This window comes from Bacteroidales bacterium, assembly GCA_023228145.1.
GTDB lineage: Bacteria > Bacteroidota > Bacteroidia > Bacteroidales > CAIWKO01 > CAIWKO01.
Genome location: JALOBU010000002.1, coordinates 62,724 through 85,271, shown reverse-complemented (window position 1 = coordinate 85,271; position 22,548 = coordinate 62,724). Strand labels below are relative to the sequence as shown.

Annotated in this window: 22 protein-coding genes; 7 read left to right on the top strand and 15 right to left on the bottom strand. The window is 37.3% G+C overall.

The features are described from left to right. On the bottom strand, window positions 1-1,281 hold the full coding sequence (locus M0R16_01260) for an ankyrin repeat domain-containing protein (GenBank protein ID MCK9611514.1): 1,281 nt from the start codon (window positions 1,279-1,281) through the stop codon (window positions 1-3). Between the two features lie 228 nt (window positions 1,282-1,509). On the opposite strand from M0R16_01260, the gene fabG reads away from it, so the two are divergent. After that, a complete protein-coding gene (gene fabG, locus M0R16_01255) occupies window positions 1,510-2,256 on the top strand; it encodes a 3-oxoacyl-[acyl-carrier-protein] reductase (GenBank protein ID MCK9611513.1) in 747 nt (248 codons plus the stop codon). A gap of 186 nt (window positions 2,257-2,442) precedes the next feature. Here the strand turns inward: fabG and M0R16_01250 are convergent, their stop codons facing one another. The 4 genes from M0R16_01250 to M0R16_01235 all read right to left on the bottom strand — a co-directional run bounded on the left by M0R16_01250 (window position 2,443) and on the right by M0R16_01235 (window position 8,464). Beyond that, entirely contained in the window at window positions 2,443-3,489 is a 1,047-nt protein-coding gene (locus tag M0R16_01250; protein MCK9611512.1) for a PorP/SprF family type IX secretion system membrane protein, read from the bottom strand. Between the two features lie 27 nt (window positions 3,490-3,516). Then, the gene (locus M0R16_01245) at window positions 3,517-6,612 is read right to left on the bottom strand and encodes a gliding motility-associated C-terminal domain-containing protein (protein MCK9611511.1); all 3,096 of its coding nucleotides are present in this window, start codon (window positions 6,610-6,612) and stop codon (window positions 3,517-3,519) included. Window positions 6,613-6,744: 132 nt separating this feature from the next. Next, entirely contained in the window at window positions 6,745-7,788 is a 1,044-nt protein-coding gene (locus M0R16_01240) for a PorP/SprF family type IX secretion system membrane protein (GenBank protein ID MCK9611510.1), read from the bottom strand. Between the two features lie 10 nt (window positions 7,789-7,798). Further along, entirely contained in the window at window positions 7,799-8,464 is a 666-nt protein-coding gene (locus tag M0R16_01235; protein ID MCK9611509.1) for a gliding motility-associated C-terminal domain-containing protein, read from the bottom strand. Window positions 8,465-8,644: 180 nt separating this feature from the next. Between M0R16_01235 and cdaA the strand changes: the two genes are divergently transcribed. Beyond that, window positions 8,645-9,436 carry a diadenylate cyclase CdaA gene (gene cdaA, locus M0R16_01230; GenBank protein MCK9611508.1) on the top strand — a complete coding sequence of 264 codons (792 nt, stop codon included), beginning with the start codon at window positions 8,645-8,647 and terminating at the stop codon, window positions 9,434-9,436. Between the two features lie 5 nt (window positions 9,437-9,441). Here cdaA and M0R16_01225 read toward each other — a convergent pair whose 3' ends face one another. Genes M0R16_01225 through ruvX form a run of 4 tightly spaced genes read right to left on the bottom strand, consistent with a single transcriptional unit; the run spans window position 9,442 to window position 11,459 of the window. Then, window positions 9,442-9,900, bottom strand: coding sequence for a GAF domain-containing protein (locus M0R16_01225; protein ID MCK9611507.1), 459 nt, complete (start codon window positions 9,898-9,900; stop codon window positions 9,442-9,444). Then, the gene (locus M0R16_01220; protein MCK9611506.1) at window positions 9,900-10,454 is read right to left on the bottom strand and encodes a tetratricopeptide repeat protein; all 555 of its coding nucleotides are present in this window, start codon (window positions 10,452-10,454) and stop codon (window positions 9,900-9,902) included. Before M0R16_01220 ends, M0R16_01225 begins: the two co-directional genes overlap by 1 nt. Before the next feature lie 11 nt (window positions 10,455-10,465). Beyond that, window positions 10,466-11,038, bottom strand: a complete 573-nt coding sequence (gene def / locus M0R16_01215) for a peptide deformylase (GenBank protein MCK9611505.1) — start codon at window positions 11,036-11,038, stop codon at window positions 10,466-10,468. Window positions 11,039-11,045: 7 nt separating this feature from the next. Next, entirely contained in the window at window positions 11,046-11,459 is a 414-nt protein-coding gene (gene ruvX, locus M0R16_01210) for a Holliday junction resolvase RuvX (protein ID MCK9611504.1), read from the bottom strand. A 238-nt stretch (window positions 11,460-11,697) separates the two neighbouring features. Between ruvX and M0R16_01205 the strand changes: the two genes are divergently transcribed. The 4 genes from M0R16_01205 (at window position 11,698) to M0R16_01190 (ending at window position 15,080) form a co-directional block, all read left to right on the top strand. After that, complete coding sequence (locus tag M0R16_01205; GenBank protein MCK9611503.1) at window positions 11,698-12,516, top strand: 2,3,4,5-tetrahydropyridine-2,6-dicarboxylate N-succinyltransferase; 819 nt, start codon at window positions 11,698-11,700, stop codon at window positions 12,514-12,516. 90 nt (window positions 12,517-12,606) lie between these two features. Continuing rightward, window positions 12,607-13,278 carry a YggS family pyridoxal phosphate-dependent enzyme gene (locus M0R16_01200; GenBank protein MCK9611502.1) on the top strand — a complete coding sequence of 224 codons (672 nt, stop codon included), beginning with the start codon at window positions 12,607-12,609 and terminating at the stop codon, window positions 13,276-13,278. Window positions 13,279-13,329: 51 nt separating this feature from the next. Continuing rightward, window positions 13,330-13,965: a hypothetical protein gene (locus tag M0R16_01195; GenBank protein MCK9611501.1), complete on the top strand. Its 636-nt coding sequence runs from the start codon at window positions 13,330-13,332 to the stop codon at window positions 13,963-13,965. A gap of 5 nt (window positions 13,966-13,970) precedes the next feature. Continuing rightward, window positions 13,971-15,080 (top strand): beta-lactamase family protein, encoded by a 1,110-nt coding sequence (locus tag M0R16_01190; GenBank protein MCK9611500.1) that lies wholly within the window; start codon window positions 13,971-13,973, stop codon window positions 15,078-15,080. 1 nt (window position 15,081) lies between these two features. Here M0R16_01190 and M0R16_01185 read toward each other — a convergent pair whose 3' ends face one another. From M0R16_01185 to M0R16_01170, 4 genes are all read right to left on the bottom strand, one after another. Then, entirely contained in the window at window positions 15,082-16,104 is a 1,023-nt protein-coding gene (locus tag M0R16_01185) for a glycosyltransferase (protein ID MCK9611499.1), read from the bottom strand. A 182-nt stretch (window positions 16,105-16,286) separates the two neighbouring features. Further along, on the bottom strand, window positions 16,287-18,227 hold the full coding sequence (asnB, locus tag M0R16_01180; protein MCK9611498.1) for an asparagine synthase (glutamine-hydrolyzing): 1,941 nt from the start codon (window positions 18,225-18,227) through the stop codon (window positions 16,287-16,289). Between the two features lie 244 nt (window positions 18,228-18,471). Continuing rightward, window positions 18,472-19,416, bottom strand: a complete 945-nt coding sequence (locus M0R16_01175; protein ID MCK9611497.1) for a glycosyltransferase family 2 protein — start codon at window positions 19,414-19,416, stop codon at window positions 18,472-18,474. A gap of 14 nt (window positions 19,417-19,430) precedes the next feature. Beyond that, window positions 19,431-19,847, bottom strand: a complete 417-nt coding sequence (locus M0R16_01170; GenBank protein MCK9611496.1) for an OsmC family protein — start codon at window positions 19,845-19,847, stop codon at window positions 19,431-19,433. A gap of 55 nt (window positions 19,848-19,902) precedes the next feature. Here M0R16_01170 and M0R16_01165 point away from each other — a divergent pair, with 55 nt between their 5' ends. Further along, window positions 19,903-20,541: a peptide deformylase gene (locus M0R16_01165; protein MCK9611495.1), complete on the top strand. Its 639-nt coding sequence runs from the start codon at window positions 19,903-19,905 to the stop codon at window positions 20,539-20,541. Here the strand turns inward: M0R16_01165 and M0R16_01160 are convergent. Together M0R16_01160 and M0R16_01155 are read right to left on the bottom strand one after the other, a co-directional pair. Continuing rightward, on the bottom strand, window positions 20,538-21,578 hold the full coding sequence (locus tag M0R16_01160; protein MCK9611494.1) for a hypothetical protein: 1,041 nt from the start codon (window positions 21,576-21,578) through the stop codon (window positions 20,538-20,540). The two genes, M0R16_01165 and M0R16_01160, sit on opposite strands and share 4 nt — an antisense overlap. Beyond that, complete coding sequence (locus tag M0R16_01155) at window positions 21,575-22,546, bottom strand: T9SS type A sorting domain-containing protein (GenBank protein MCK9611493.1); 972 nt, start codon at window positions 22,544-22,546, stop codon at window positions 21,575-21,577. The genes M0R16_01160 and M0R16_01155 overlap by 4 nt, the downstream gene beginning before the upstream one ends. Window positions 22,547-22,548: the final 2 nt, after the last annotated feature.

Genomic DNA, 22,548 nt, shown 5'->3' with positions numbered 1-22,548 from the left:
TTACATCCAATATATTTTTTTTGTGAGATGACTTTTTTTTGTGTTTATGCTTATTCCAACTGATAACGACAACCAATGCGACATTTTATTACCAATGCCTAAATCAGCATATTCATAAGCTGCTTTAAAAAAAACATGGTTGAACATATAACTGTATCCAACACCAGGGGCCAATGTAATTTTACTTTTCGGGTTTCTTTTTAACCCTTCGTAGTTGCCAAAAGTAACAATGCCTTTTGCCCTGATAAAAATTCCTTGCTTACGTTCGGTTTTTTTTGTTCGAAAAGTAAAAAGCTTCTCCAGGCTGAGGTATATATATTGTTTTTTCTGCCACAACTGATAATAGATATTTTCAGATTGCTGCTCAAGAATACGTTTTCTTGCCAACCTTCCGTAAAGGCCCAATTCAAGGCTTAGATTTGACTTTGATTCAATTATGCCGATACCTGCTCCCATAAAATAATCTTCATTATTGAGAAATCCGGGGTGGAAAGTAAGAGTAACCTGATGAATAAAGAGGTTAAAACTTCCGTGTGCGCCTTGTTTCTTTAAAAGTATTACCAAAGGCTTACGGTTCATAATCCTTGCATAATCAACCGGGTTAACTTTTGGATGTTCTTTCAGAAATAATTTTATTTCGGCTTTATTTCTGATAAGTGTATCCGCCATGGATGCATTGCCATTTTGAATGGCTAGCGACAAGGGTGAAAACCCTGCATAATCGCTTGTGTTGATATTTGCTTGATAGCGCGATAACAAGCTTACTATTTCTGCGTTGCCGTAAAAGGCAGCGCCCAGCATGGCATCGGTGCCGTCCTGAGCTTTGATGTCGTGCCTGGCGCCGTTCATCAGGAGGTATTCAGCCATGTCGTAAAAGCTCAGGCAGCTGGCATAGTTCAGCGCCGTGGCGCCGTTCTCGTCAGCAGCGTTGATATCGGCGCCGTATAATAAAAGATTATAGGCAATTTCGATATTGTTATTGATGGCAGCGCTAATCAGAGCTGTACGCTTCGTAAGCGGCTCGGCGTTGGGGTCTGCATTGTTGTAAAGCAGTATTTTTACAATATCGGTATGGCCTTTTTCCGCAGCGTACATCAGGGCAGTAACGCCTTCTGCATTTGCAGTATTGACATCGGCGCTGTCGAGCAGCAAGCGGAGGATTTTATCCGTATCTCCATCGTAAGCGGCTTGGAGCAATTGCTGGTTTTTATTCTCCTGAGCTGCCAGGCCAAGGCTGTTAAAAATAAAAACAAACAATAATATCAGGTACTTTATGCTCATCAGGATAAAAAAGAATATTGGATGATATAATAAAACTCAAATTTACAGAATAAATTATTTCCATTAATTACTTTATGAATGAAAAAATAATTTAAGATAAAAATCAAGTATTATATTTGCAAAAGACATTAAATGTGTTGCTGTTATAACATAATTCTGCTCTGCTCACTCAGATTTGTAATCCTGGTTTAATGCGACAAAATATTCATTAAATTTGTAAAAAAAATCATGAAAACTCTTGAAAATAAAACGGCTGTCATTACCGGCGCTTCCAAAGGTATTGGCAGGGCCATAGCGCTGAAGTTTGCTGAAAATGGCTGTAACATTGCTTTTACTGATTTATTATATGATGACAACGCGAAACAATTAGAAATTGAATTGTTGAAATTGGGGGTTAAGGCGAAGGGCTATGCTTCCGATGCTTCATCATATCACAGCGCCGAAGAAACAATAAATGACATCCTGAAGGAATTTCCTGTTATAGATATTTTAGTCAATAATGCCGGTATCACCCGCGATAATCTGTTGTTGCGCATGAACGAAGCCGACTGGGATGTTGTAATCAATGTCAACCTCAAATCGGTTTTCAACCTGACAAAGGCAGTGCAAAAAACCATGCTGAAGCAGCGTTATGGCTCTATCATTAATATGAGTTCTGTTGTTGGCGTAGCAGGCAATGCCGGGCAGGCGAATTATGCGGCGTCCAAGGCAGGTATCATTGGCTTTACCAAGTCGGTGGCCAAAGAACTTGGCTCCCGCAACGTGCGTTGCAATGCCATAGCGCCGGGATTCATTGAAACCGAAATGACCCAAAAATTACCTGAAGAAGCGAGACAGTATTGGTTAAAAAGTATTCCCTTAAACCGTCCGGGCACTCCCGAGGATGTTGCAAATACAGCATTATATTTAGCCTCCGACCTTTCATCTTATGTCAGCGCTCAGGTGATCAATGTTTGTGGCGGAATGAATACGTGAGGACAGTGTGCAGTGTGCAGTGAGCAGTGAACAGTGAGCAGTGAACAGTGAGCAGTCGTCATAAGGTGCTAATAGTGGCTATTGGCTTTTGGCCAGTCGCCATCTTTACTTGAACATTGAACATTGAAAATTGAATATTGTGCATTGAGCATTAACAGTAAAACTCATTATCACAAACAGGCAGTATTAATACAAGCTTTTATTTGTTTTTGTGAAAAGCGGAGTAATATATTTCAGGGAGATTTCCATGCCTCCGGCACTCTTGCTGGCGGCTGCAAGTTTTGATGTATTGATGTCGTAACTTATAGCGAGCTGAAAGTTACGCCACTCCGCCTGTGCCATAATGATAAAAGCATCTTTCAAACGGTAATATAATCCAAGTCCTACAGCAGTTTCTGAAACAAAATTTGTATATTTTGATGCGTCATTCAAACGGTAACGAAACAAAGAGCCCAGAATAAACTCATTGGAAGGCCCCTGCATAAACCAGGCAAGAGTGGGTAGCATTGAAAAGTTTGTGTTTGTAAATCCAATAAATGCATTGGCATGAACGGTCATTTTCATATACATGCGTTTTGCTGTATTTTCCGAAAAAGTTTGTTTGGGTTTGTTTATGTGAAGAAGTGAAATTCCAGCGCTTACTTTTTTTGAGTTGTTAGATGATAATGTGGCAGAACCCGAACTATATGACCATAACAGCCCTGCACCAATATCTCCGTAAACAAAACCTTTTGACATATCGCTTATAATGGGGTCGGTAGTGCCTGAAGGATTGTACCCATCCGGATAAGTATTGTCGTATTGGCTATCCCATTGCATATTATCGGTTTTAATTCTCTTTTGGCCGAGGCCTCCCTGAATACCTGCAGTTAGTGTGTGTTGCCTGTTGATGGGTAAATGATAGGAAGCGGAAATATTCACCAGAGTTTGGCTCAATTTATTAATGCCTGCCTGGTCATTAAAAAGCTGAAATCCAAGTCCAAGAATGCCTCCGTTCAGCTTTCCTTTTAATATTCCGCAGTCATAAGATATTCCGTAGGTCATATACGATTTTGAAATGCTTCGCCACTGGCTTTTGTAATTTGCAATGATTCTGTGGTCGGCATTGAAAGCGCCTGCCATGGCAGGGTTTAAAGACAGAGGGGCATAGTTGAATTGCGAAAAATGTATGTCCTGTCCAAAAACATAATATGTGCAGATTGACATAGCAGCAATTAGAAATATTTTTTTCATAATCTATGAATTTTAATTATTAATAAATTATCTGACAATTGTAACATTCCCTTTACGAACAACAGTTTCATCATTATTAAGCACCACTTTAAAATAGTATGCAAATACCGCAGTATTCATTTCTTTGTTTTTGTATTTGCCGTCCCATCCGATTTCAAGAATTTCAACAGCATTTTCAGAAATATATACATTTTCGCCCCACCTGTCATAAATAGCCAGTTTAATTTCTTTTACATCTCCCGGTCTGAGCCCTCTTACAACAAATATATCATTTGCGCCGTCTCCGTTTGGTGAGAAAATATTTGGAATATAAATGGAGCAGTTAATGTCAGAGGCAAGCACTTTGTATGTAACTGTATCCTTGCATCCGTTTGAGTCGGAAACGGCAATAAAATATTCGCCAGGGTTAAGAGTTGTTTTGTTAAATGTATTTCCTGACTGTGAGCTTGTATCACCATCCCAAGCAATTTCAAAAAGCGGTGTGCCCCCGGTTATTGTTACTTTAACGGAGCCATCGTTCGCGCCAGTACAACTTTCGTTTGATATGGATGCTGCCAGAGCGGGTGAGGAATATATTGTGATATAAGTAGAATCTTTATCTCCGCAACTTCCAGGAATGGTATAAATAATAAGATGAGTTCCTGCCCCTGCTGTATCGGGAGTGAAAATACCCAAAACAGGATTTGTAATTCCCAAACCTGTCCATATACCGCTTGAGTCAACAGCAACAAGTGTTACCGGTAGTGCATTGGAGCATAAAGGCGATATGTCTGTGATGGTTGCACTAAGTTGACCTGCAACAATAACATTAAGAGTATCGGCATCGCCACACTGCCCGCTTATGGTGTAAATGATCTGATGGGATCCTATTCCTGCAGTGCTTGGTGAAAAGGTTCCTGTAGTAGCATTAACAATATGATCCCCTGACCATATTCCATCTGGGTCATAGGCAGTCAATGTATCAAGGGCATCGAACACACACAGGAGTCCTGGCCAGTAAATAGTGGCATTTGCTGCTTGTATAACAGTAATTTGTATAGAGTCGTAAGCCAGGCAGGGTGAAGGGAATCCGTATTTAATCCAGTGTGTTCCCAGGCCTGCTACAGAAGGGTTAAAAACTCCGAAATAAGGGTCGGTGATACCCACTCCTGACCACATTCCTCCGGGGCTGGCAGCCTGTAGTGTATCGGCAGGGTCGTCGGAGCAATAAGGCCCTGCGGGAGTTATATCGGGATTGGGGTCATAAACAATGATTTCCTGAAAAGCTGTATCGGTGCATCCGTTGCCGCCAATCAAAATATATGAAATGATGTGTGTCCCCAAGCCAGCTGTTGCAGGGTTGAATGTGGTTCCAATAACTCCATCTATATAATAATTGCCTCCGGTGGGGCTTCCTCCGCTAATGGTAAAAGGGTCGGAACTGATGCAAATATTTTCAAAAGGCTCCAGAGTGGCATCGGGAGCGGGAAGCACAGTAATAGTGATATCGTCGGTGCCGGTCTGGCTTCCGCTTGTAACAGTTACTGTATAAGTATAAGTGCCTTCAGCCATTGGTGTAATTGCAGGGTTTGCTGAGTAGGGGTCATCCAGATAAGTTGTCGGCTGCCAGGAATAGGAATAAGTCCCGGTTCCTCCGCTGGCTGTGGGAGACCAACCTAACCAGGAAGTGGTGTTTTCACACATGCTGTAATCCATGCCTGCATCAACAATCAAAGGAGTAAAAATACAAACTGTTTCTTCAGTTATTCCGGGGTCACTGACAAACATATTGATATTGTCGGAAGAGCCTGTAGCAAGATTTGTTGGAGATTGGTTTTCGGCAGCAGGAGCAAAGTTATATCTTGTGGGATAAATAGTATTTTCGCTGCACCCGCTGGAGCCGTAACTGTTCGTTTTGATTAGCTTATGGCCAAGTCCTATTCCGGAGTTCAGGATACCGCAACCGCCCAGCAGATATCCGCCATCGGCCAATTGCTTGCCATCATTCCAGATAGAATAGCCCATGCTTATGGGAGCTCCTGAAACAGAGTCTTTATAAGACATACAGAATTCAATATCTGCTATGTTGTTAAGTTTTAACATAAAGTTGCTGAAATAGGAGATGCTTGTCAAACCAAACCCCGTAGTGACTCCAAACAGTGCATAACCACCGTCTGATGTTTGTTGCCCGGCATAACCAAAGCTGATATCCAGTGACAGGAAACCGCCAACTTTATAGCTGTATTGAAATTGAGGAGAATCAGAAGAACTGAATTTCCAAATGAAAACATCGGCAGCACTGAGTCCTGAGCCGGTTTGAGATGTATGCCCCGTTACGATATAACCCCCATCACTTGTTTTACTAACAGCATGGCCTTCTTCGCTTTCCGAATCCTGACCGTATGTTCTTATCCATTGTAATGTCCCGGAGGAATTTAGTTTTAAAAGGACTATATCTGTTGTAGTATCGGCGCTGGGTCCAGGATTAAATATTGTGGTTGAATATCCGGTTACAATAAAATCGCCGCTGTTTATTTGGTCAACATCCATAGCCGCATCATTATAATTAGGGCTTAATTGATATGCTCTGTCCCATTGCAAGGTTCCACTTGCATCAGTTTTTACAATAAAAATATTGCTGCCCGAATAGCCAACGCATATATATCCATAGTCTGCTGTTTGTCTGACATATTTCCCGTAGGAACCAGAACCATATGTTTTTGCCCATGTGACATTTCCGTAGCCATCAGTTTTCACCAATAGCATTTTATCGTCAGCGCTGCCCGACATGATAAAGCCCCCGTCGTTGGTTTGTTGTATACATCCTCCCATAATTGAAGCTGCCCCACAGGATAAACACAAAGGAGGGTTTGTAATGCACTTACAATAGTCTTTTTGCCATTCAACATTTCCCAGAGTATCGGTTTTGACAAGAGTCATTTTCATAAGAGGGAAACTAACATCCAGTTTCCATCCCTGAAAAATATACCCCAAGTCGTCTGTTTGCTGAACACACTCTGTAAAATGGTGGAACTGGCCAATCTGGTATTGCTTCTGGAATGTTGTTTGAGCAGATATTTGCAAAGAAAATATCAAAGCAATAATTACCAGACCTAAAGGACAGGATTTAAATATATTAGTCATAACTGTGGATTTTGTTTATCTAATCTTTATTTTAAAATTTATGCTAATATAATAACATTTTATGTGGATGGCAAATATTTATTGAATTATTACAAAATTAACAGTTATTAAGCAGTATATTTAACATTATATTTAATAAAGATTTTTTTTGCCGGCATTAGAAACTGGCGCCATAAACCTTATTGATACCTCAAATCCTCCGGCACCTTTACTGGCATTATATAATTTTGAAGTATTGATGTCATAACTTAAGCAGAAAAGAAAATTCTTCCAGTCAAGCTGGCCCATAATAATAATAGCATCTTTAATGCGGTAATGTGCACCAATAGCGATTGACGTTTCAGGGTTAAAATCAGTATAATAGGATATTTTTTTCAACCTTACTCCGAACAAGTTGCCAAAAACGACATCGTAGGTAGGCCCCTGGAAAAAGCCTGCAGTTGAAGGCAATAAAAAGAATCTGCTATTTTTAAATCCTATTGATGAGTTAATGTGGTAAGCAAATTTCATATAAAGCCTTTCGGTTAATGAGTTAGAAAATGTTTGTCTAGGCCTGTTGATATGAAATAATGCCAATCCAACGCTTACTTTTTTTGTTTCAGGAGTATTAACTGTGGATTTTCTGGAGTTGTATGACCACAAAATACCTGCTGAAAAATCACCATAATCAATGTTTATAAAAGGCATACTTTCACCATGAGGTAGTGCAGGATTATAACCTCCTAGTGAACTAGCATCATATTGGTTCCCAAAAATCATATTCTTTACATTAAGTCTTTTCTCGTACCATCCTCCTTGTAACCCTACAGCCAAGACATTATGCATATTTGCAGATAGGTGATACGCTATTGAAAGATTAATATGAGTTAACCCTAATTTAATATCTCCCGATTGGTCGTTGAAAAACTGTATTCCTAATGCAAGAAAACTTCTTTTAAGTTCCTTTTTAAGAAAACCTAAGTCGTATGACAGGCCGTATGTCATATAAGAATCGGTAACATTTCTCCATTGGCTTCTGTAATTGACAATAATTCTGTGATTTGCACTGAAAGCACCGGTTAGGGCAGGGTTCGTCATCAGCGGAGCGCTGTTAAGTTGTGTAAAATGAACATCCTGGCCAAACAGATTTACATGTAAAATAATAAGTATTGGGATAAGGGATAATATTTTCTTCATATCTAACAACTTATCGTATTAATGTAAAATTACCTTTTTTAATTTGTGTATCTCCATCCTTGAATATTAAGTTTATGTAATAAACATAAGTTCCTTGCTCTGCCTTTTGACCATTAATTTCACCATCCCAGACTTGTGACAGGTTATGAATTTCATAAACTTTTTTTCCCCAGCGGTCAAAAATAAACATATGTGCTTCAACAATATCAGGCCCTTTAATGAAAATGACATCATTTATACCATCTTCATTAGGTGTGAATATGTTTGGTATAAAAACAAATTTTTCACTACAATCTTCAACATATATGTACTTGGGCTTTATTAATGTATTGGTATCATTACTTTGAATAGCCGTTAAGCTTACTGTATAACTTCCTGGATAAAAGTAATAAATCACCGGGGGGTTTTTTACAAAAGATGAATCGGGCTGCCCTCCTTCAAAATACCAAATAAACTTATTTCCACTAGGTGAAAGGTTTGTAAATGTAACATAATGGCCAGCACAAATAATTGAGTCACTAGCGATAAAATTTGCTTCAACTTTTTCCTTATCTTTATTATTAATAATGCTATTTTCTTTAGTGAATAGATTGCTGGTGTTTTGCGAAAATGATTTATGATTAAAAAATAAGTATGTAATAAATACGATAAAAAGAGAAGCTTTAAATTTATTCATTTCATGTATTCTATGATTGATAAATGATTAATTTTTATGTACCAAAGATATTAAAAAAAAATTCAGAATAATAAAAAATATTTGGTTGTGAAAAAAGCAATATATAATTCATAGATATTCATTATTACCACCTTTATATTTCAATAACATGAAAAGACGTATTTTTGTAAAAAAAATGAAATGATTATCCTGTTTATTGCCGATTTTTTGTCCTTGAGGGTAACAGATGTTATTGATATATTGTTGGTGGCTGTGTTGATTTATAATTTATACCGCCTGATGAAGGGGACAGCAGCCATAAATATTTTTTTGGGAATTGTTTCGATTTATTTTCTCTGGAAACTTGTGAATATGCTGCAAATGGACTTGCTGTCTGAAATTCTCGGACAGTTTGTGAGTGTGGGTGTCATTGCGCTTATTGTAGTTTTTCAGCGAGAAATAAGACAATTTTTATTAATGATAGGGACACCTCGTTTTTTATCACGCAGGAAGAAATGGCTGACTTTTCTGAAAATGAATGTTAGACAGGGGAGTTTAGTTAATATTGAAACAATCGTCAGAACATGTAAGAGAATGGCAGATACAAAAACCGGAGCCCTGATTGTGCTTGCCAAACGAAGCAACCTTGATGAATTTGTCAATACAGGGGAGTTAATAGACTCGAAAATTACAGAACAACTAATAGAAAATATATTTTTCAAAAACAGTCCTTTGCATGATGGCGCTATTGTTATTGTTGGCAATAGGATTAAAGCTGCAAGATGTGTTTTGCCCTTAACAAGAAGCGAAAATTTCCCATCTTCATTAGGGTTAAGGCATCGGGCAGCTGTTGGAATTTCAGAAATTTCTGATTCAATCACCATAGTGGTATCTGAGCAAACAGGTAACATAGCTTATGCTAAAAATGGGACCTTATATACAAAAATTAAATCCGAAGCATTAAAAGTTTTTCTTGAGATGGAATTTGCCTGATATTGTTATATATTTATCAGGCTCACAATCTTTTCAAGGTATTTTTTGTCAGTCTCGTCAAAAGTATTTAATTCTTTGCTGTCCACGTCAAGAACAGCGATAATTTTACCTTTTTTATCTTTCAACGGGACAACTATTTCAGATTTTGACCTTGAATCACAGGCAATATGCCCCGGGAAAGCATGAACATCAGGAACAATGATAGTTTCATTTTTGTTCACAGTAGCCCAACAAACTCCTTTGTTTTTGGGTAACAACTGGCATGCAAGCGGCCCCTGATATGTAACTACAACGAGATTGTCAGGTTCCACTTTATAAAAACCACACCAGAAAAAAGTGTCCATTTTGTTAAAAAGAATAGCTGTAACTGTGGCCATTTGTGCAGTAACGTCCTTGCATTTTGTAAGCAATTCAAATGCTTGCAGGTACAGTCTCTCATATCGTTCTGATTTTTTGTCTGGCATTATTTTTTTGCTGTAGCTGCTGCAAGCGAATCTTCCTGCTGCTTCATTTTTTGTTCAAATTCCTTAATAATTTGTTCTGGAGTTTTTCCCAGGTTTTCCAACGATATCTTTGCGTCATCAGCCAGGTCGCTGTCGGGGTATTTATTAAGAAAATCTTTGTAAGCTTCCCTAGCTTTGTTGATGTTTTTTATATTGTTTTCGTAAATAAATGCTTTGAGAAACAATGCCTCAGGGAGCTTATTGAATGATGGATAATCTTTGAAAATTCTGTCTAAGAGATTTATGGCTTCGTCATTTTGTTCACTATTCATTAATAAAGTAGCCCCTTTGTATAGGTATTCCGGAGCCAGGGAGTCATCAGAAAATTCTTCGGCAAATTTCTTATAAAGGGTGATTAACTCCTCAACTTTGGTTTTGTCAGGAATGGGATTTGTTCCGCTATAAATGGTTTTTTCCTTTTCTGTAATGTCCCTTACCACTTTATCTTTTGAAGGTTGGCAGGACGCAAAAATTAAAACAATTAGAAGTAATGTTAAAGTTTTTAATGTTTTCATAGTTTGTATTCTTAGATTATTTGTTTTTTTAATTGAGGGTAAATCATTTTATACTTGGTTGCTACCAATCCTTTGGAAATAGCTGATAGTTTCCCCTTTATCAACATTTTTTTTAATGGGCTGAGCCTGTCAACGAACAAAATTCCTTCGATATGGTCGTATTCATGTTGGATAACCCGTGCACGGATTCCGGAATAAGTTTCGGTATGAAAATTAAAATCTTCATCATAATACTTGATGGTAATGGTGGGTGGACGCATCACATCCTCCCGAACTTCCGGAATGCATAAGCATCCTTCATTAAAAGCCCATTCGTCACCGGTTCTGTGAGTAATTTGTGCGTTAATAAATACTCTTTTAAAATCTTTTCCGTCGGGATAATCATCTCCAAAAGGGCTGGTGTCAACAATGAACAGACGGATATTTTTTCCGATTTGAGGCGCTGCAAGCCCTACACCGGCAGAGCCATACATGGTTTCAAACATGTTTTCGATTAGTTGTTTCAATTCCGGAAAATCTTTGTCAATAGATTCTGATTTATTTTTCAGCGAAGCTGTTCCGAAAGCAAGTACAGGTAATTTCATAAGTTCTTTACTTAATTGTTTCAAGATATGATTGCAGAATTATAGTAGCGCTGATGGTATCTATAAGTGCTTTGTTGCGGCGCTTTTTTTTACTAATACCCGAATCAAGCATGGTTTGAAATGCCATTTTAGAAGTGAACCGTTCATCGATTCTGACCAGCGGAATGTCTGGGAATACCTTTTTAACTGATGAAATAAATATTGAGATGTATTTTTCGGATTCGGATGGAGAGTTATCCATTTGTAAAGGTTTCCCAACTACAATACATTCAACGCTTTCTTCTGATAAATATTTTTTCAGAAAAGATATAATTTCATGGCTGCTAACCGTGGTAAGCCCGTTGGCAATAATTTTCAATTCATCGGTAACTGCGATGCCTGCTCTCTTTTGTCCGTAATCTATAGCTAATATGCGTCCCATAATCTGTGGTTTGCAAAATTACAATTTTTTTAAGATTTTACATTTTCTTTTTCTCCAAAAGGTTTTGCCTCAAAGCTTTGATTTATCTTATTATACATCCCTGCGGTTTGCGAAAAATTTAAAAGTGGTAACAAAAAATAAAAATCCATAATCATTGCTTTTTTTGATTGGTTAATTATGCTATTAAACAAATACAAATTTTCCCTAACTTTGAACACAACTTAATTCCAATTAATGTATGTATTCAGAATTAATAAAAAAGGTTGAAACTTCCTGGGATAATCGCGATTTTCTCAAGGATGACAGCACCTGTGATGCCATTCGCAAAACCATTGAGCTTCTTGATAAGGGTAAGTTAAGAGTTAGTGAACCTATGGAGGGAAACTGGAAATTAAATGAATGGGTAAAGAAAGCAGTTTTACTGTATTTTCCGATTCAACAGATGCAGGTTTCAGAAGCGGGTCCGCTGGAGTTTAATGATAAAATACCTTTGAAAAAAAACTATCGTGAATTAGGCATCCGTGTGGTTCCGCATGCTATTGCCCGCTATGGTTCTTATCTGGCATCCGGCGTGGTGATGATGCCCTCTTATGTAAATATCGGTGCTTATGTGGATAGTGGAACTATGGTGGATACTTGGGCCACTGTCGGTTCATGTGCTCAAATAGGCAAAAATGTACACCTGAGTGGTGGCGTGGGCATTGGGGGCGTTTTGGAGCCTGTTCAGGCATCGCCCGTTATCATTGAAAATAATTGCTTTATTGGCTCCCGTAGCATTGTTGTGGAAGGCGTGCATGTAAAAAAAGAAGCTGTGCTGGGGGCCAATGTTGTGATTACAAACTCTACAAAAATAATTGATGTTAGCGGCAGCGAACCATTAGAATATCATGGAGTTATTCCTGAACGCTCTGTAGTTATTCCTGGTACTTATCTGAAAGAATTTCCTGCTGGGAAATATCCAATAACTTGCGCGTTGATTATTGGCAAACGAAAAGAATCAACTAATCTTAAAACCTCATTAAACGAATGTTTGAGAGATTTTAATGTAGCAGTGTAAGTATTTCATGATGCGAAATTTCTAACACTTCTCTATTGTTTTTTAATGCATAATCTGAATTTTAAATTTGTATTTTTACCCTCATATTTTATGAAAATTTCAGATAACATAGAAATTGTATTAAAACAAATTCCTTCGGATGTGAAGTTACTTGCTGTTTCAAAAAAACAACCGGTGAAAAGAATTTTTGAAGCTTATTATGCAGGCCAGCGGATATTTGGCGAAAACCGGGTGCAGGAATTAATTGAGAAACAGCCGCACTTGCCTTCGGATATCGAATGGCACATGATAGGGCATCTGCAAACCAATAAAGTTAAATACATTGCCCCTTTTATTTCATGTATTCACAGCGTGGACAGTTTAAAACTACTGACCGAAATTAATAAAGAAGCCCTGAAAAATAACCGCATGATTGATTGTTTGTTTGAATTTCATATTGCTTCAGAGGAAAGTAAATTCGGATTGTCAATAAATGACGCTCATGAAATCATGACTTCTGAAGATTTTATTAAAATGAAAAACATCCGTATATGCGGTGTAATGGGAATGGCAAGTTTTGTAGATGATGAAAAAATTGTCAGAAATGAGTTTAAAACACTGAAGCGTTGTTTTGATGAATTGAAATTAACGTATTTTACTAATGTTGTAACATTTCAAGAAATTTCGATGGGGATGAGCAGTGATTTTAAAATTGCCATTGAAGAAGGGTCAACAATTGTACGAGTCGGAACAGCAATATTCGGCGAACGAAATTATCAATAAATAATGAATGCAGGTTTCATAAAATCTATAGTTTTTTTTTGCATAGGTATCATGTTCTCTTTAATTGCTAAGGGGCAATTGGGAGTGGCTTATTTCTTTCCTGAAAAAGGTGCATTTTCATTCCCTGTTGCGCCATTTTATTATAGTTATCCTGTTCAACCCGTTAAGTATTTAAAACTTATTCCAACAGGTTCTATTTATTCAATTGGTGGTATGTCGGTGAATGGCATCCCTCCGGGCTTCGATAATTCCAAGCCTCTGATGGGGCCCTTTTATGCTTTGGCGTTGAGTTTTATGCCTGCCTTATCTATACCTGTCAGAAATGTTGACATTGATATAGGAGCCGGATATTTTGGCGCTTATCAGTTCTTTCAAAAAATAAATTATGAAAACCTGAACCGTATGTTGCAGAAATATGAAGGCTGGGATGCTTGCTCTTCAGATTTTACATACAAAAACAATATTTCACACGGATTTATTTTTGGGTTGACTGTTACGATATGGATAAACGATAATCTTGCAATAAGCCCCGGGCTTGGCTATTATTTGGGTGGAAGCAAACTGGATTTAAAAGGAACTTATACGGGGGGAGTACTTCAAAACACTGTGGAAACAAAATATATAGAATTTCCAGGAACCAGGCTTAATTTCAGGGGATTTGAAGTCCAGCTTGGCGTTTCATTCTGAAGTTTATGAAGCTGATAAAATTATTTTGGAGTTTACTAATATTATTATCATTTGTTTCATGTGGCACAACAGGAAGAGTTCTTCTGAATGGCAAAATAACTGTTGATGACTATAAAATATTTGAAAACAGAAAAATTGATACAGGCAATAAAAATTCCTATTTCTATGAAAAACCAAATAACGATAAATTACAATGCCTGATTCCTGATAATTTAAACCCTGAGAAGTTAAATTCTGTTGAAGAGATTCTTGTATCAGATAAAACAGTTGCTTTTATAATAATCCGCGACGATACTATCATGTACGAAAAATATTTTGAAGGACATGATAAGAATTCTGTTGTAAACTCATTTTCAGTTACAAAATCAATTGTTTCTGTTCTTATTGGAATTGCCATTGAAGAAGGGTTTATTCATAATGTCAATGATGTTATTACTGATTATATTCCGGAGTTAAAGGGAAAAGGAATGGATAACATTTCCATTGCAGACTTGTTGAATATGCGTTCAGGGATTATATTTAACAGAGGTTTTCTTATTCCTGTTAATAATGAAGCGACTTATTTCGTAAGCAAAAACCTATTGAAGAACTTACGTTTTATATACAAACAAAAAAATCCTCAAACCATGTTTGAGTATGCAAGTATAAATACAACTTTACTGGGAAATATACTTATAAGTACAACAGGGAAGTCTTTATCTGAATATCTTCAGGAAAAAATTTGGCAGCCTCTTGGAATGGAAAGCCCGGCATATTGGAGCCTTGATAGTTATAAAAGTGGATTTGAAAAGCCTTTCTGTTGTATCAATGCTGTTGTACGAGACTTTGCCAGGTTTGGCAGGCTGATATTGAATGATGGAAAATGGGAGGGCAGACAGATTGTTCCTGAAGAGTGGATAAAAAAATGTACAACTCCCGCAATTGAAGAGCAGAATGAATATTCATATCATTTCTGGTTGTTTAACAATAATACTTTTTATGCCAACGGCTTCCTGGGTCAATACGTATTTATAAACCCAAATACAAACACGATTATTGTAAGGATAGGAAACACAGATAGAAAAGTGGACTGGTTGAATCTAATTTATTATTTATCAGAAATAGAAAATTATTGAATCATTTGTAATAATTTTTGGAATATCCTTCGGCTGTCCCTTTGCCTGTCCAAACCTGAAACAACCCTTTCCACATGCCAAGGCCGTATGCAATAATCTGAATATATAGCGTGATGATTGAAAGCAGTGATGTTTTGAGGCTCTTATATTTTGCAAGCGATTGAAAAAAAGCAATGGTTACAAGAAATGTAATACCTGCAGCAGCAATAAACCAAAGCCATTTCGGGAAAAACGGAAAAGGAGTGATAATGACAAACAACAAAAAAAATGCGATTAATAATGCCGGGATAAAATGTATCGGTTTAAACATTTGTTTATCCATTTTACCAAGGTTCACACGTGCAACACCCCAATTAAACACCTGTTTATAAAATCGTTTTAAAGATGTTCTTCTTTTGTGATAAACAAATGCATCCGCAATTAATCCGACTTTAAAACCACTATTATAAATTCTCCCTGAAAATTCCATATCCTGGCCGTGTCGCAAACCGCCCATCCCACCTATGGTTTCAAAAACTTTCCGTGAAATCCCCATATTGAAGCTACGCGGATAGAATTTTTTTTGAACAGATTTTTTACCGCCCCGGGTGCCGCCTGTGCCGATAAATGAAGTCATGGAGTAATTAATTGCTTTGAGCAGAGGCGAAAAACTTTCGTGGCAAGTATCCGGACCGCCCCAGGCATCCAGATGCTCTTTATTTAGGTATTCATCGATTTTTTGTAACCATTCCGGTGGAAACATACAATCGGAGTCCACAAATATAAAATATTCTCCCTGCGATTTTCTCATGCCATGGTTGCGTGCTTCCCCGGGGCCTTTATTCTGCTGATAAAGGTACCGGATATTTAACCCGCTGGACGATTTGTAATTTTTTAAAAAAATTTCAGTATCATCTGTTGAGCCGTCATCAGAAAATATTAATTCAAAAGTATCACGGCTAAAGTCCAGATTTTCTGCCGAAGCCAGCAATTCTTTAACTTCTTCCAGACGATTGTATGTGGCGATGATTATAGAGTATTTCATTTTTTTATATTTTAAAAATAAACACTTAGGCACTTAGAGCAATTAATTTCACTAAGTTTTAGATAAAAAATAGAGAATTTTTCTTAGTGTCTCTTAGTGTCCTGAGTGTCATTGTGGTACTCATGTAATTCATATTTTACTGTCAACTTACTAATAATATAACACTCTGATAATCTCAAAGATTAGCTAAAATACTGCTTCAAATCTATTTCTTTCTTTTTAAAATTATCTCCGTCAATATACATCTTCTGCCAAATAGCAAGCCCCATAACAATCCATATATAATTATAATGCCAGCGCATTTTCGGGTGAGGAGAGTGCTCAATAATCCGCCTGATGTAGCTATAATTAAAAATACCTTGTTTTTCAATAAACTCCGGTGTGAGTATTTTCTCTGCTGTTGCCTTCAGGTCTTTCTGAAACTGCAGGTACGCATTCACCGTGAACCCCCATTTTTTCTTCGTGATAATTTTTTGCGGCAGCTTTTGTGCCATGGCTTTACGGAACAGATATTTCGTCTGATTGTTTTTTATTTTTAAATGTATGGGGATTGAAAAACCAAAATTCACCAAATCCAAATCAAGAAAAGGTACCCGTTCTTCTATAGAATTAGCCATTGACATCCTGTCTTCAGTGAGCAGGTAATCATTTGTCATTTTGCTCTGAAACTCTGTGAAAAGCACTTGGTCCAGTGCGTTTAAATGTCTTGAATCTTTAAAAAATGCATCAAATTCTGTGTGAACTTTCTGGCTTTCTGCGAGCATTTGCCGGTAAAAATCCTGATGATAAATTTCTTTATAAAACCCATTGTCAAAATCCCAGACATTTCTAAGGATAAGATAAAAACGTTCAATATTTCCTAAGGCAAGCAGCATTTGTAATCCACGTCTGTATTCATCAAGAGTAAGGGTATGGGTGGGGTTTTGCATCTTAAAAAGCAATTCCGATTTCCAACGAAATATCTTTTGCAACCATAAGGGCGTTAATCTGTGAAATTTATTGAATGGGAAAATAAATTTATGGATGTCATATCCTGCAAAAAGCTCATCACCGCCTAAACCGCCAAGTACAACCGTTATATTTTGCCTGACAAATTTCGACATATTAAAACCCTGCAGAAGATTGATTTTTGGTTCTTCAGCATGCCAGATTACCTGCGGGAATTGCTGCATCGGATTCAGAGAAAGGGATAAAGTATGATGATTCGTATTGAAATGCTTTGCGATTTGTTCGGCATCGGGAAATTCGTCGGTGGGCTCATTGAATCCCATAGTAAATGTGTTGATTTTCTCAACTCCCAGCTCGTGCATTTTTTGTACTATGGTTGAACTGTCCATGCCGCCAGATAAATAGACTCCCAGCGGCACATCACTCATCAGCTGCCTTTCCACCGCCTGTTTCATAAAAAAATGCATTTTTTCAATGGCTTCCTTTTCATTCATACTCGCATCAGGTTGTGGTTTCAATTTCCAGTATTTCTTAATGTGGATGCTTTGATTTTCAAAAATTAAAAAATGAGCCGGTGGCAAGCGTTTTATTCCTTCGAAAAGTGTTTCATTCCTTTGGGTATATCGCAGGTTTAGGTGGGAGTGGAGAGAGTTGTAATTGATATTACGGCTGACAAGTGGATGAAGTAAAATACTTTTTTGTTCTGAACCGAAAATAAACAATCCGTTATTAAAATAATAATGTAAAGGCTTGACACCGAAATGGTCACGGACCAGGAGCAGTCTGTCGTTATTTTTATCAAGCAGTGCAAAAGCAAAAATTCCATTAAGTTTTTGAATGAAATCTGTACCTTCTTCTTCATATAAATGAACGATTACTTCCGTATCAGTAGCAGTGCTGAAAGAGTGCCCTTTTTGCAACAGTTCGGTTTTTAGCTCTTTGTAATTATAGATTTCACCATTAAAAATGATGCAAATACTTTTGTCTTCATTAAAAATGGGTTGGTTGCCGGTGTTAAGGTCAATGATGGCGAGGCGGCGATGGCCAAGGCAAAAATCTTTATGATTGTAAACAGAGTAATCATCAGGTCCGCGGTGCTCAATAATTTTGAGCATATCCACCATCAAAGATGAATTGTCTTTGTTTTTTTCAATGATGCCGCAGATACCGCACATGAGTTATAATTTAATGAGCAAAGGTAAAACAAAAATTTTTCAATGTATCTGAAATGCAGACCTTAGAGTAAGATAAAGATCAAAAGTCATTGAGTTTGAACTTCTGATAGGAACTTAATTGAAGAATTCTAAATTTTATTTAAAAATTCATATCAATTCTTAATATTTGTTCTCTGATAGAAATAAATGTTCAAATGACGAATTTGAGTTTAATAAATTTTAAAAACTAAACTACTATAGATTTTTAATCCATAGTGGTTTTGTTATAATTTGAGTCTTTAATCAGGAATCTGGGTCGTTTTTTAACTTCAACATAAATTCTTCCGATATATTCGCCAATGATACCTAATAAAATCATGATTATCCCTCCGACAAAAAGAATGCTGAATATGACGGAAGTCCATCCACTCACTGTTTTTTCCGTAAAAATGTTCATGAATAAGGCGTAAAACCCATAAGCGAAAGACACTAGCGACATAAACAACCCAAGATAAGTTGCAAGCCTCAGGGGTTTTATAGAAAATGAAAATATTCCGCTCGTTGCCAAAGCGAACATTTTACGAAAAGTATATTTTGATTTTCCTGCATGGCGTTTATGGGGCATATAACTAATAGCGAATTTATTGAAACCTACCCAGTTGAATATACCACGCAGAAACAAAAAACTTTCATTGATGTCGTTTTTTATCACATCGGCAACTTTTCTGTCTATTAACCTGAAATCGGCTGCTCCCATGTCAACTTTAATGTCTGAAAATGCATTCAACAACCTATAATATAATTTTGAAGTAAACCTTTTAAACAAAGAGAGGGATTTATCCTGCTCTCTTATGGTATAAACAATATCAAAACCTTCTTTCCATTTTTCAACCATCTGCGGAACTATTTCCGGCGGGTGTTGCATATCCCCATCCATCATGATAATACAGTCGCCTTTTGCCGTTGAAATTCCGGCAAATAAAGCATTTTGATGGCCGAAATTTCGCGATAAGGAAATGTATTTAACTATTCCCTTGTGCTTATCCGCAAGGGACTTTATCCTTTGCAGGGTGTTGTCTGCACTACCATCATCAACAAAGAGAATTTCTGTATGAGCATCAGGGAAAGAATATTCGAGAAGTTTTGCACAAACCAGTTCTACATTTTCACCCTCATTAAAACACGGTATCACTATAGAAATTAAAGGCATAACGTATTTGAGTTTTATTCTTCAATTATTATTTCATGCTCCAGTTCTGTACCTTTTCGCAGGGTTTCAGCCACACCGCAATAATTTCCATGAGATAATTCTACAGCTTTCTGGATTTTATCCATGGGAAGGTTTTTTCCCTTGAAGTGGTAAAAAATTTTTATTTTTTCAAAAAATTTGGGGTGTTCATTTGCCAAATCTCCTTCCACAGTAATATAAAAATCTTCAATATCAACCCTCATTTTTTTTAAAATGGAAACAACATCCATACCGGTACAGCCTGCCAGGGACACCAATAATAATGCTTTTGGCTTTGGTCCCAGATTTTCACCTCCCGAAAGTTCATCGGCATCCATTTTTATTGAGTGATTATCAACTTCTGCTTCAAATGCCATATTATTAATCCAACGACATTCAATTTTTGCTTTCATTTATATGAAGTTTTTAATATATTTGCATTTCAAACACAAATGTAATCATATAAGCATGAAAATTAAAAATAAATTCTCATTTCTTTTATTACTTCTTTTTGCAGCTACCTTGTTTGCGCAATGCAAAAAAGAAACTTTTGACGACCCTGATGTTCCACCCATTGATGAGCTTGCATTCACTGATGCCGAGAAAGCTGTAATATTCAATGGGGCCATGGATTCCATCATGAGGGTTATGAATTATTTTATTTATGAAGATTCTTTAATATTACGTGCCCAATCCATTGATGTTAATCTTAATGACACAACAACCTTGTTTTTTCTTATTGACAGGATGAAAGTAACTGTTCTTGATGAAGGTGGAGTCGGTATAGCTGCCCCGCAGGTTGGCATTAACAGAAATATAATCTGGGTGCAGCGCCATGATAAGGGAACTATGTATAACCGTCCATGGGAAGTATTTTTAAATCCTGTAATTACAAAATATTCCGACACAACTGAATGGCGTTCTGACGGCTGTTTGTCAATACCCGGAATTCAGCAGAATTCTCTGCGTGCTATTTGGGTGGATGTAGAATACGACCTGCCGGATGGCACACACAAAGCCGAAAGGATAACTCAAAAATACACAGCACATATATTTCAGCATGAGATTGATCACCTGAATGGCATCGTATTTTTAGACAGGATTTAGTTGAAATAAAAATCAACAGGAATAACTCCGGAGTTGATGGTTGTTAACAGGCTGCCGTTTGAAGAATAATAGTACACTTTCCCTTTTTGTATATAGTCCACAGCATCAGCCACAGCAATATTATTGTTATTGGGATTAACAGCAATTCCAAGAAAAAGGCAATTGCCCTGTGATATAAACGGTGATGCCGGCAGGGTTGATGCATCAATGGACATTTTATAAACTCCGTTACACATATAATAAATAGTGTCTTTAGTGTTGTTCATTCTCATTTTGTCCCAGATATTCAAAGATACATTCAGGTCGAAATTTTTTTCCACTTCTTTGGTTTGAAGATTTACGCAATGTAACGAAGCCTTGATACTGTTAATTTCATCTCCTGCGCACATTACCCATAATTTCCCATTTTTATCTTTCGCCAGAGAATTTGACGCAAACCCTACCATTATACTGTCGGTAATAATATCATTATTTGAATTGATGAGGTATATATAATTTGTCCTCGTGTTGGTAACAACAACTTGCTCATCGGCAAATATCATCTCTTCGCTGCTGCCTGTACACGGAATACTAGCTGTTTTGGTATTTGAGTTTAAATCTATGATATGAATACACTTACTGTAGAGCTCTGAAACATAGGCTTTTGAGGTGTTGATAGGCAAAAAATACCTCGGAGAATTCAATCCTGTTATGACACCAGCAGAAGTAAAATCAACGATATTAACTATTTCTATTTTATTAGAATTGTTTACGACAATATAGCCTTTCCCATTAAACACATACATGGATTGCGCAACATCTCCCAATGGCCTGTTATTAGCTTGTTTAAAAATGTCCTCTGAAAATGAACCATCATCAAAGTTATAGTAGCTCACTGAGGCATTGCTCCATTGAAAATTACCTTCATTGACAATGAAAACGCCTTTCCCGGCACTGATATCTGGAATATCATCCGGAGGAGTATTTTTTTTGCATGAAGATATAAGCAGGGCGCATGCTAAAGTATAAAAAATACAGGCTTTGATTCGCTTTTTCATAGCTTGATTAGTTTTTTGTAAATGGTTTGTTTTTCGCTGGCAAGCCTCAATAAATAAATTCCCGGAGTGATATCAGAGATGTTTATTAGGATGGTTTGCTCCACGATTTTTTGTTGCTTAATACACATTCCTGATAAATTCAGTATTGATAATATTGCCCCGCTGCTTATATCGTTGTAATTAATTGTTATTGTATTTCTGCAGGGATTCGGGTAAAAGGATAAATTTGTATTATTATCATTTTCTTTGACAGAGGCAATTTGATTTATAACACCAACTGCGTCAAGGTCAAAGCCGGAGGAGTTGAAAGGGGTGGGCCAGGGGTCATTGATTTTTTTAACATGAGAATCGTAGGTCGCATAATTATTATCCAGAGAACCAACTACATCTCTGATTCTGACATGTGTAATGTGATTTATGTCCAGTTCCACTGAGTCTTTTAGTTCTTCAAGGTCGAAAGGAGTGCCGTAAAACATACGGTATTTCCCGGCAAGGTTGTTAAGTTTTGCTGCATCAAGCCCGCCATAGGCTTCAACCTGAACTAAAGTATCAGTAAGGGATGTTGAAGGAAAGCGATAGAATAAAATACCATCAGAACTAACTTCAACAAATGCAAGCTCAAGGAAAGTGTCCGTAAACCCATTTTCAAAAACGGCAAAGTCCCATGATGAGCCGTTAGTAATGGGATTGGGAAATGTGAGTGTGGCATATCCACCGTCTCCAAGGCTAACCACACCGTTGGTTCCTGCCTGTCCTGTGGCCATGGAACTATCTCCCACATCAGCTCTGCCAAGTGTGGTGTCGGCTATATTTTGCCAGCCTCGAGCCACAGAACAACTGCTTGCCCATGAAACAATAATAGTACTATCCTTATAAATGGCTGTAGTTCCTGTTTGTCCAGCAGGTGGCGGAAATTGAGCTAACCCAGCATAAGGTAATATAAGAATCAGTATGAGAAAATATTTCATAG

Coding starts and splice junctions, on each gene's coding strand:
- M0R16_01260 (MCK9611514.1), bottom strand. CDS start 1,281: ATGAGCATAAAGTACCTGATATTATTGTTTGTTTTTATTTTTAACAGC.
- fabG (MCK9611513.1), top strand. CDS start 1,510: ATGAAAACTCTTGAAAATAAAACGGCTGTCATTACCGGCGCTTCCAAA.
- M0R16_01250 (MCK9611512.1), bottom strand. CDS start 3,489: ATGAAAAAAATATTTCTAATTGCTGCTATGTCAATCTGCACATATTAT.
- M0R16_01245 (MCK9611511.1), bottom strand. CDS start 6,612: ATGACTAATATATTTAAATCCTGTCCTTTAGGTCTGGTAATTATTGCT.
- M0R16_01240 (MCK9611510.1), bottom strand. CDS start 7,788: ATGAAGAAAATATTATCCCTTATCCCAATACTTATTATTTTACATGTA.
- M0R16_01235 (MCK9611509.1), bottom strand. CDS start 8,464: ATGAATAAATTTAAAGCTTCTCTTTTTATCGTATTTATTACATACTTA.
- cdaA (MCK9611508.1), top strand. CDS start 8,645: ATGATTATCCTGTTTATTGCCGATTTTTTGTCCTTGAGGGTAACAGAT.
- M0R16_01225 (MCK9611507.1), bottom strand. CDS start 9,900: ATGCCAGACAAAAAATCAGAACGATATGAGAGACTGTACCTGCAAGCA.
- M0R16_01220 (MCK9611506.1), bottom strand. CDS start 10,454: ATGAAAACATTAAAAACTTTAACATTACTTCTAATTGTTTTAATTTTT.
- def (MCK9611505.1), bottom strand. CDS start 11,038: ATGAAATTACCTGTACTTGCTTTCGGAACAGCTTCGCTGAAAAATAAA.
- ruvX (MCK9611504.1), bottom strand. CDS start 11,459: ATGGGACGCATATTAGCTATAGATTACGGACAAAAGAGAGCAGGCATC.
- M0R16_01205 (MCK9611503.1), top strand. CDS start 11,698: ATGTATTCAGAATTAATAAAAAAGGTTGAAACTTCCTGGGATAATCGC.
- M0R16_01200 (MCK9611502.1), top strand. CDS start 12,607: ATGAAAATTTCAGATAACATAGAAATTGTATTAAAACAAATTCCTTCG.
- M0R16_01195 (MCK9611501.1), top strand. CDS start 13,330: ATGTTCTCTTTAATTGCTAAGGGGCAATTGGGAGTGGCTTATTTCTTT.
- M0R16_01190 (MCK9611500.1), top strand. CDS start 13,971: ATGAAGCTGATAAAATTATTTTGGAGTTTACTAATATTATTATCATTT.
- M0R16_01185 (MCK9611499.1), bottom strand. CDS start 16,104: ATGAAATACTCTATAATCATCGCCACATACAATCGTCTGGAAGAAGTT.
- asnB (MCK9611498.1), bottom strand. CDS start 18,227: ATGTGCGGTATCTGCGGCATCATTGAAAAAAACAAAGACAATTCATCT.
- M0R16_01175 (MCK9611497.1), bottom strand. CDS start 19,416: ATGCCTTTAATTTCTATAGTGATACCGTGTTTTAATGAGGGTGAAAAT.
- M0R16_01170 (MCK9611496.1), bottom strand. CDS start 19,847: ATGAAAGCAAAAATTGAATGTCGTTGGATTAATAATATGGCATTTGAA.
- M0R16_01165 (MCK9611495.1), top strand. CDS start 19,903: ATGAAAATTAAAAATAAATTCTCATTTCTTTTATTACTTCTTTTTGCA.
- M0R16_01160 (MCK9611494.1), bottom strand. CDS start 21,578: ATGAAAAAGCGAATCAAAGCCTGTATTTTTTATACTTTAGCATGCGCC.
- M0R16_01155 (MCK9611493.1), bottom strand. CDS start 22,546: ATGAAATATTTTCTCATACTGATTCTTATATTACCTTATGCTGGGTTA.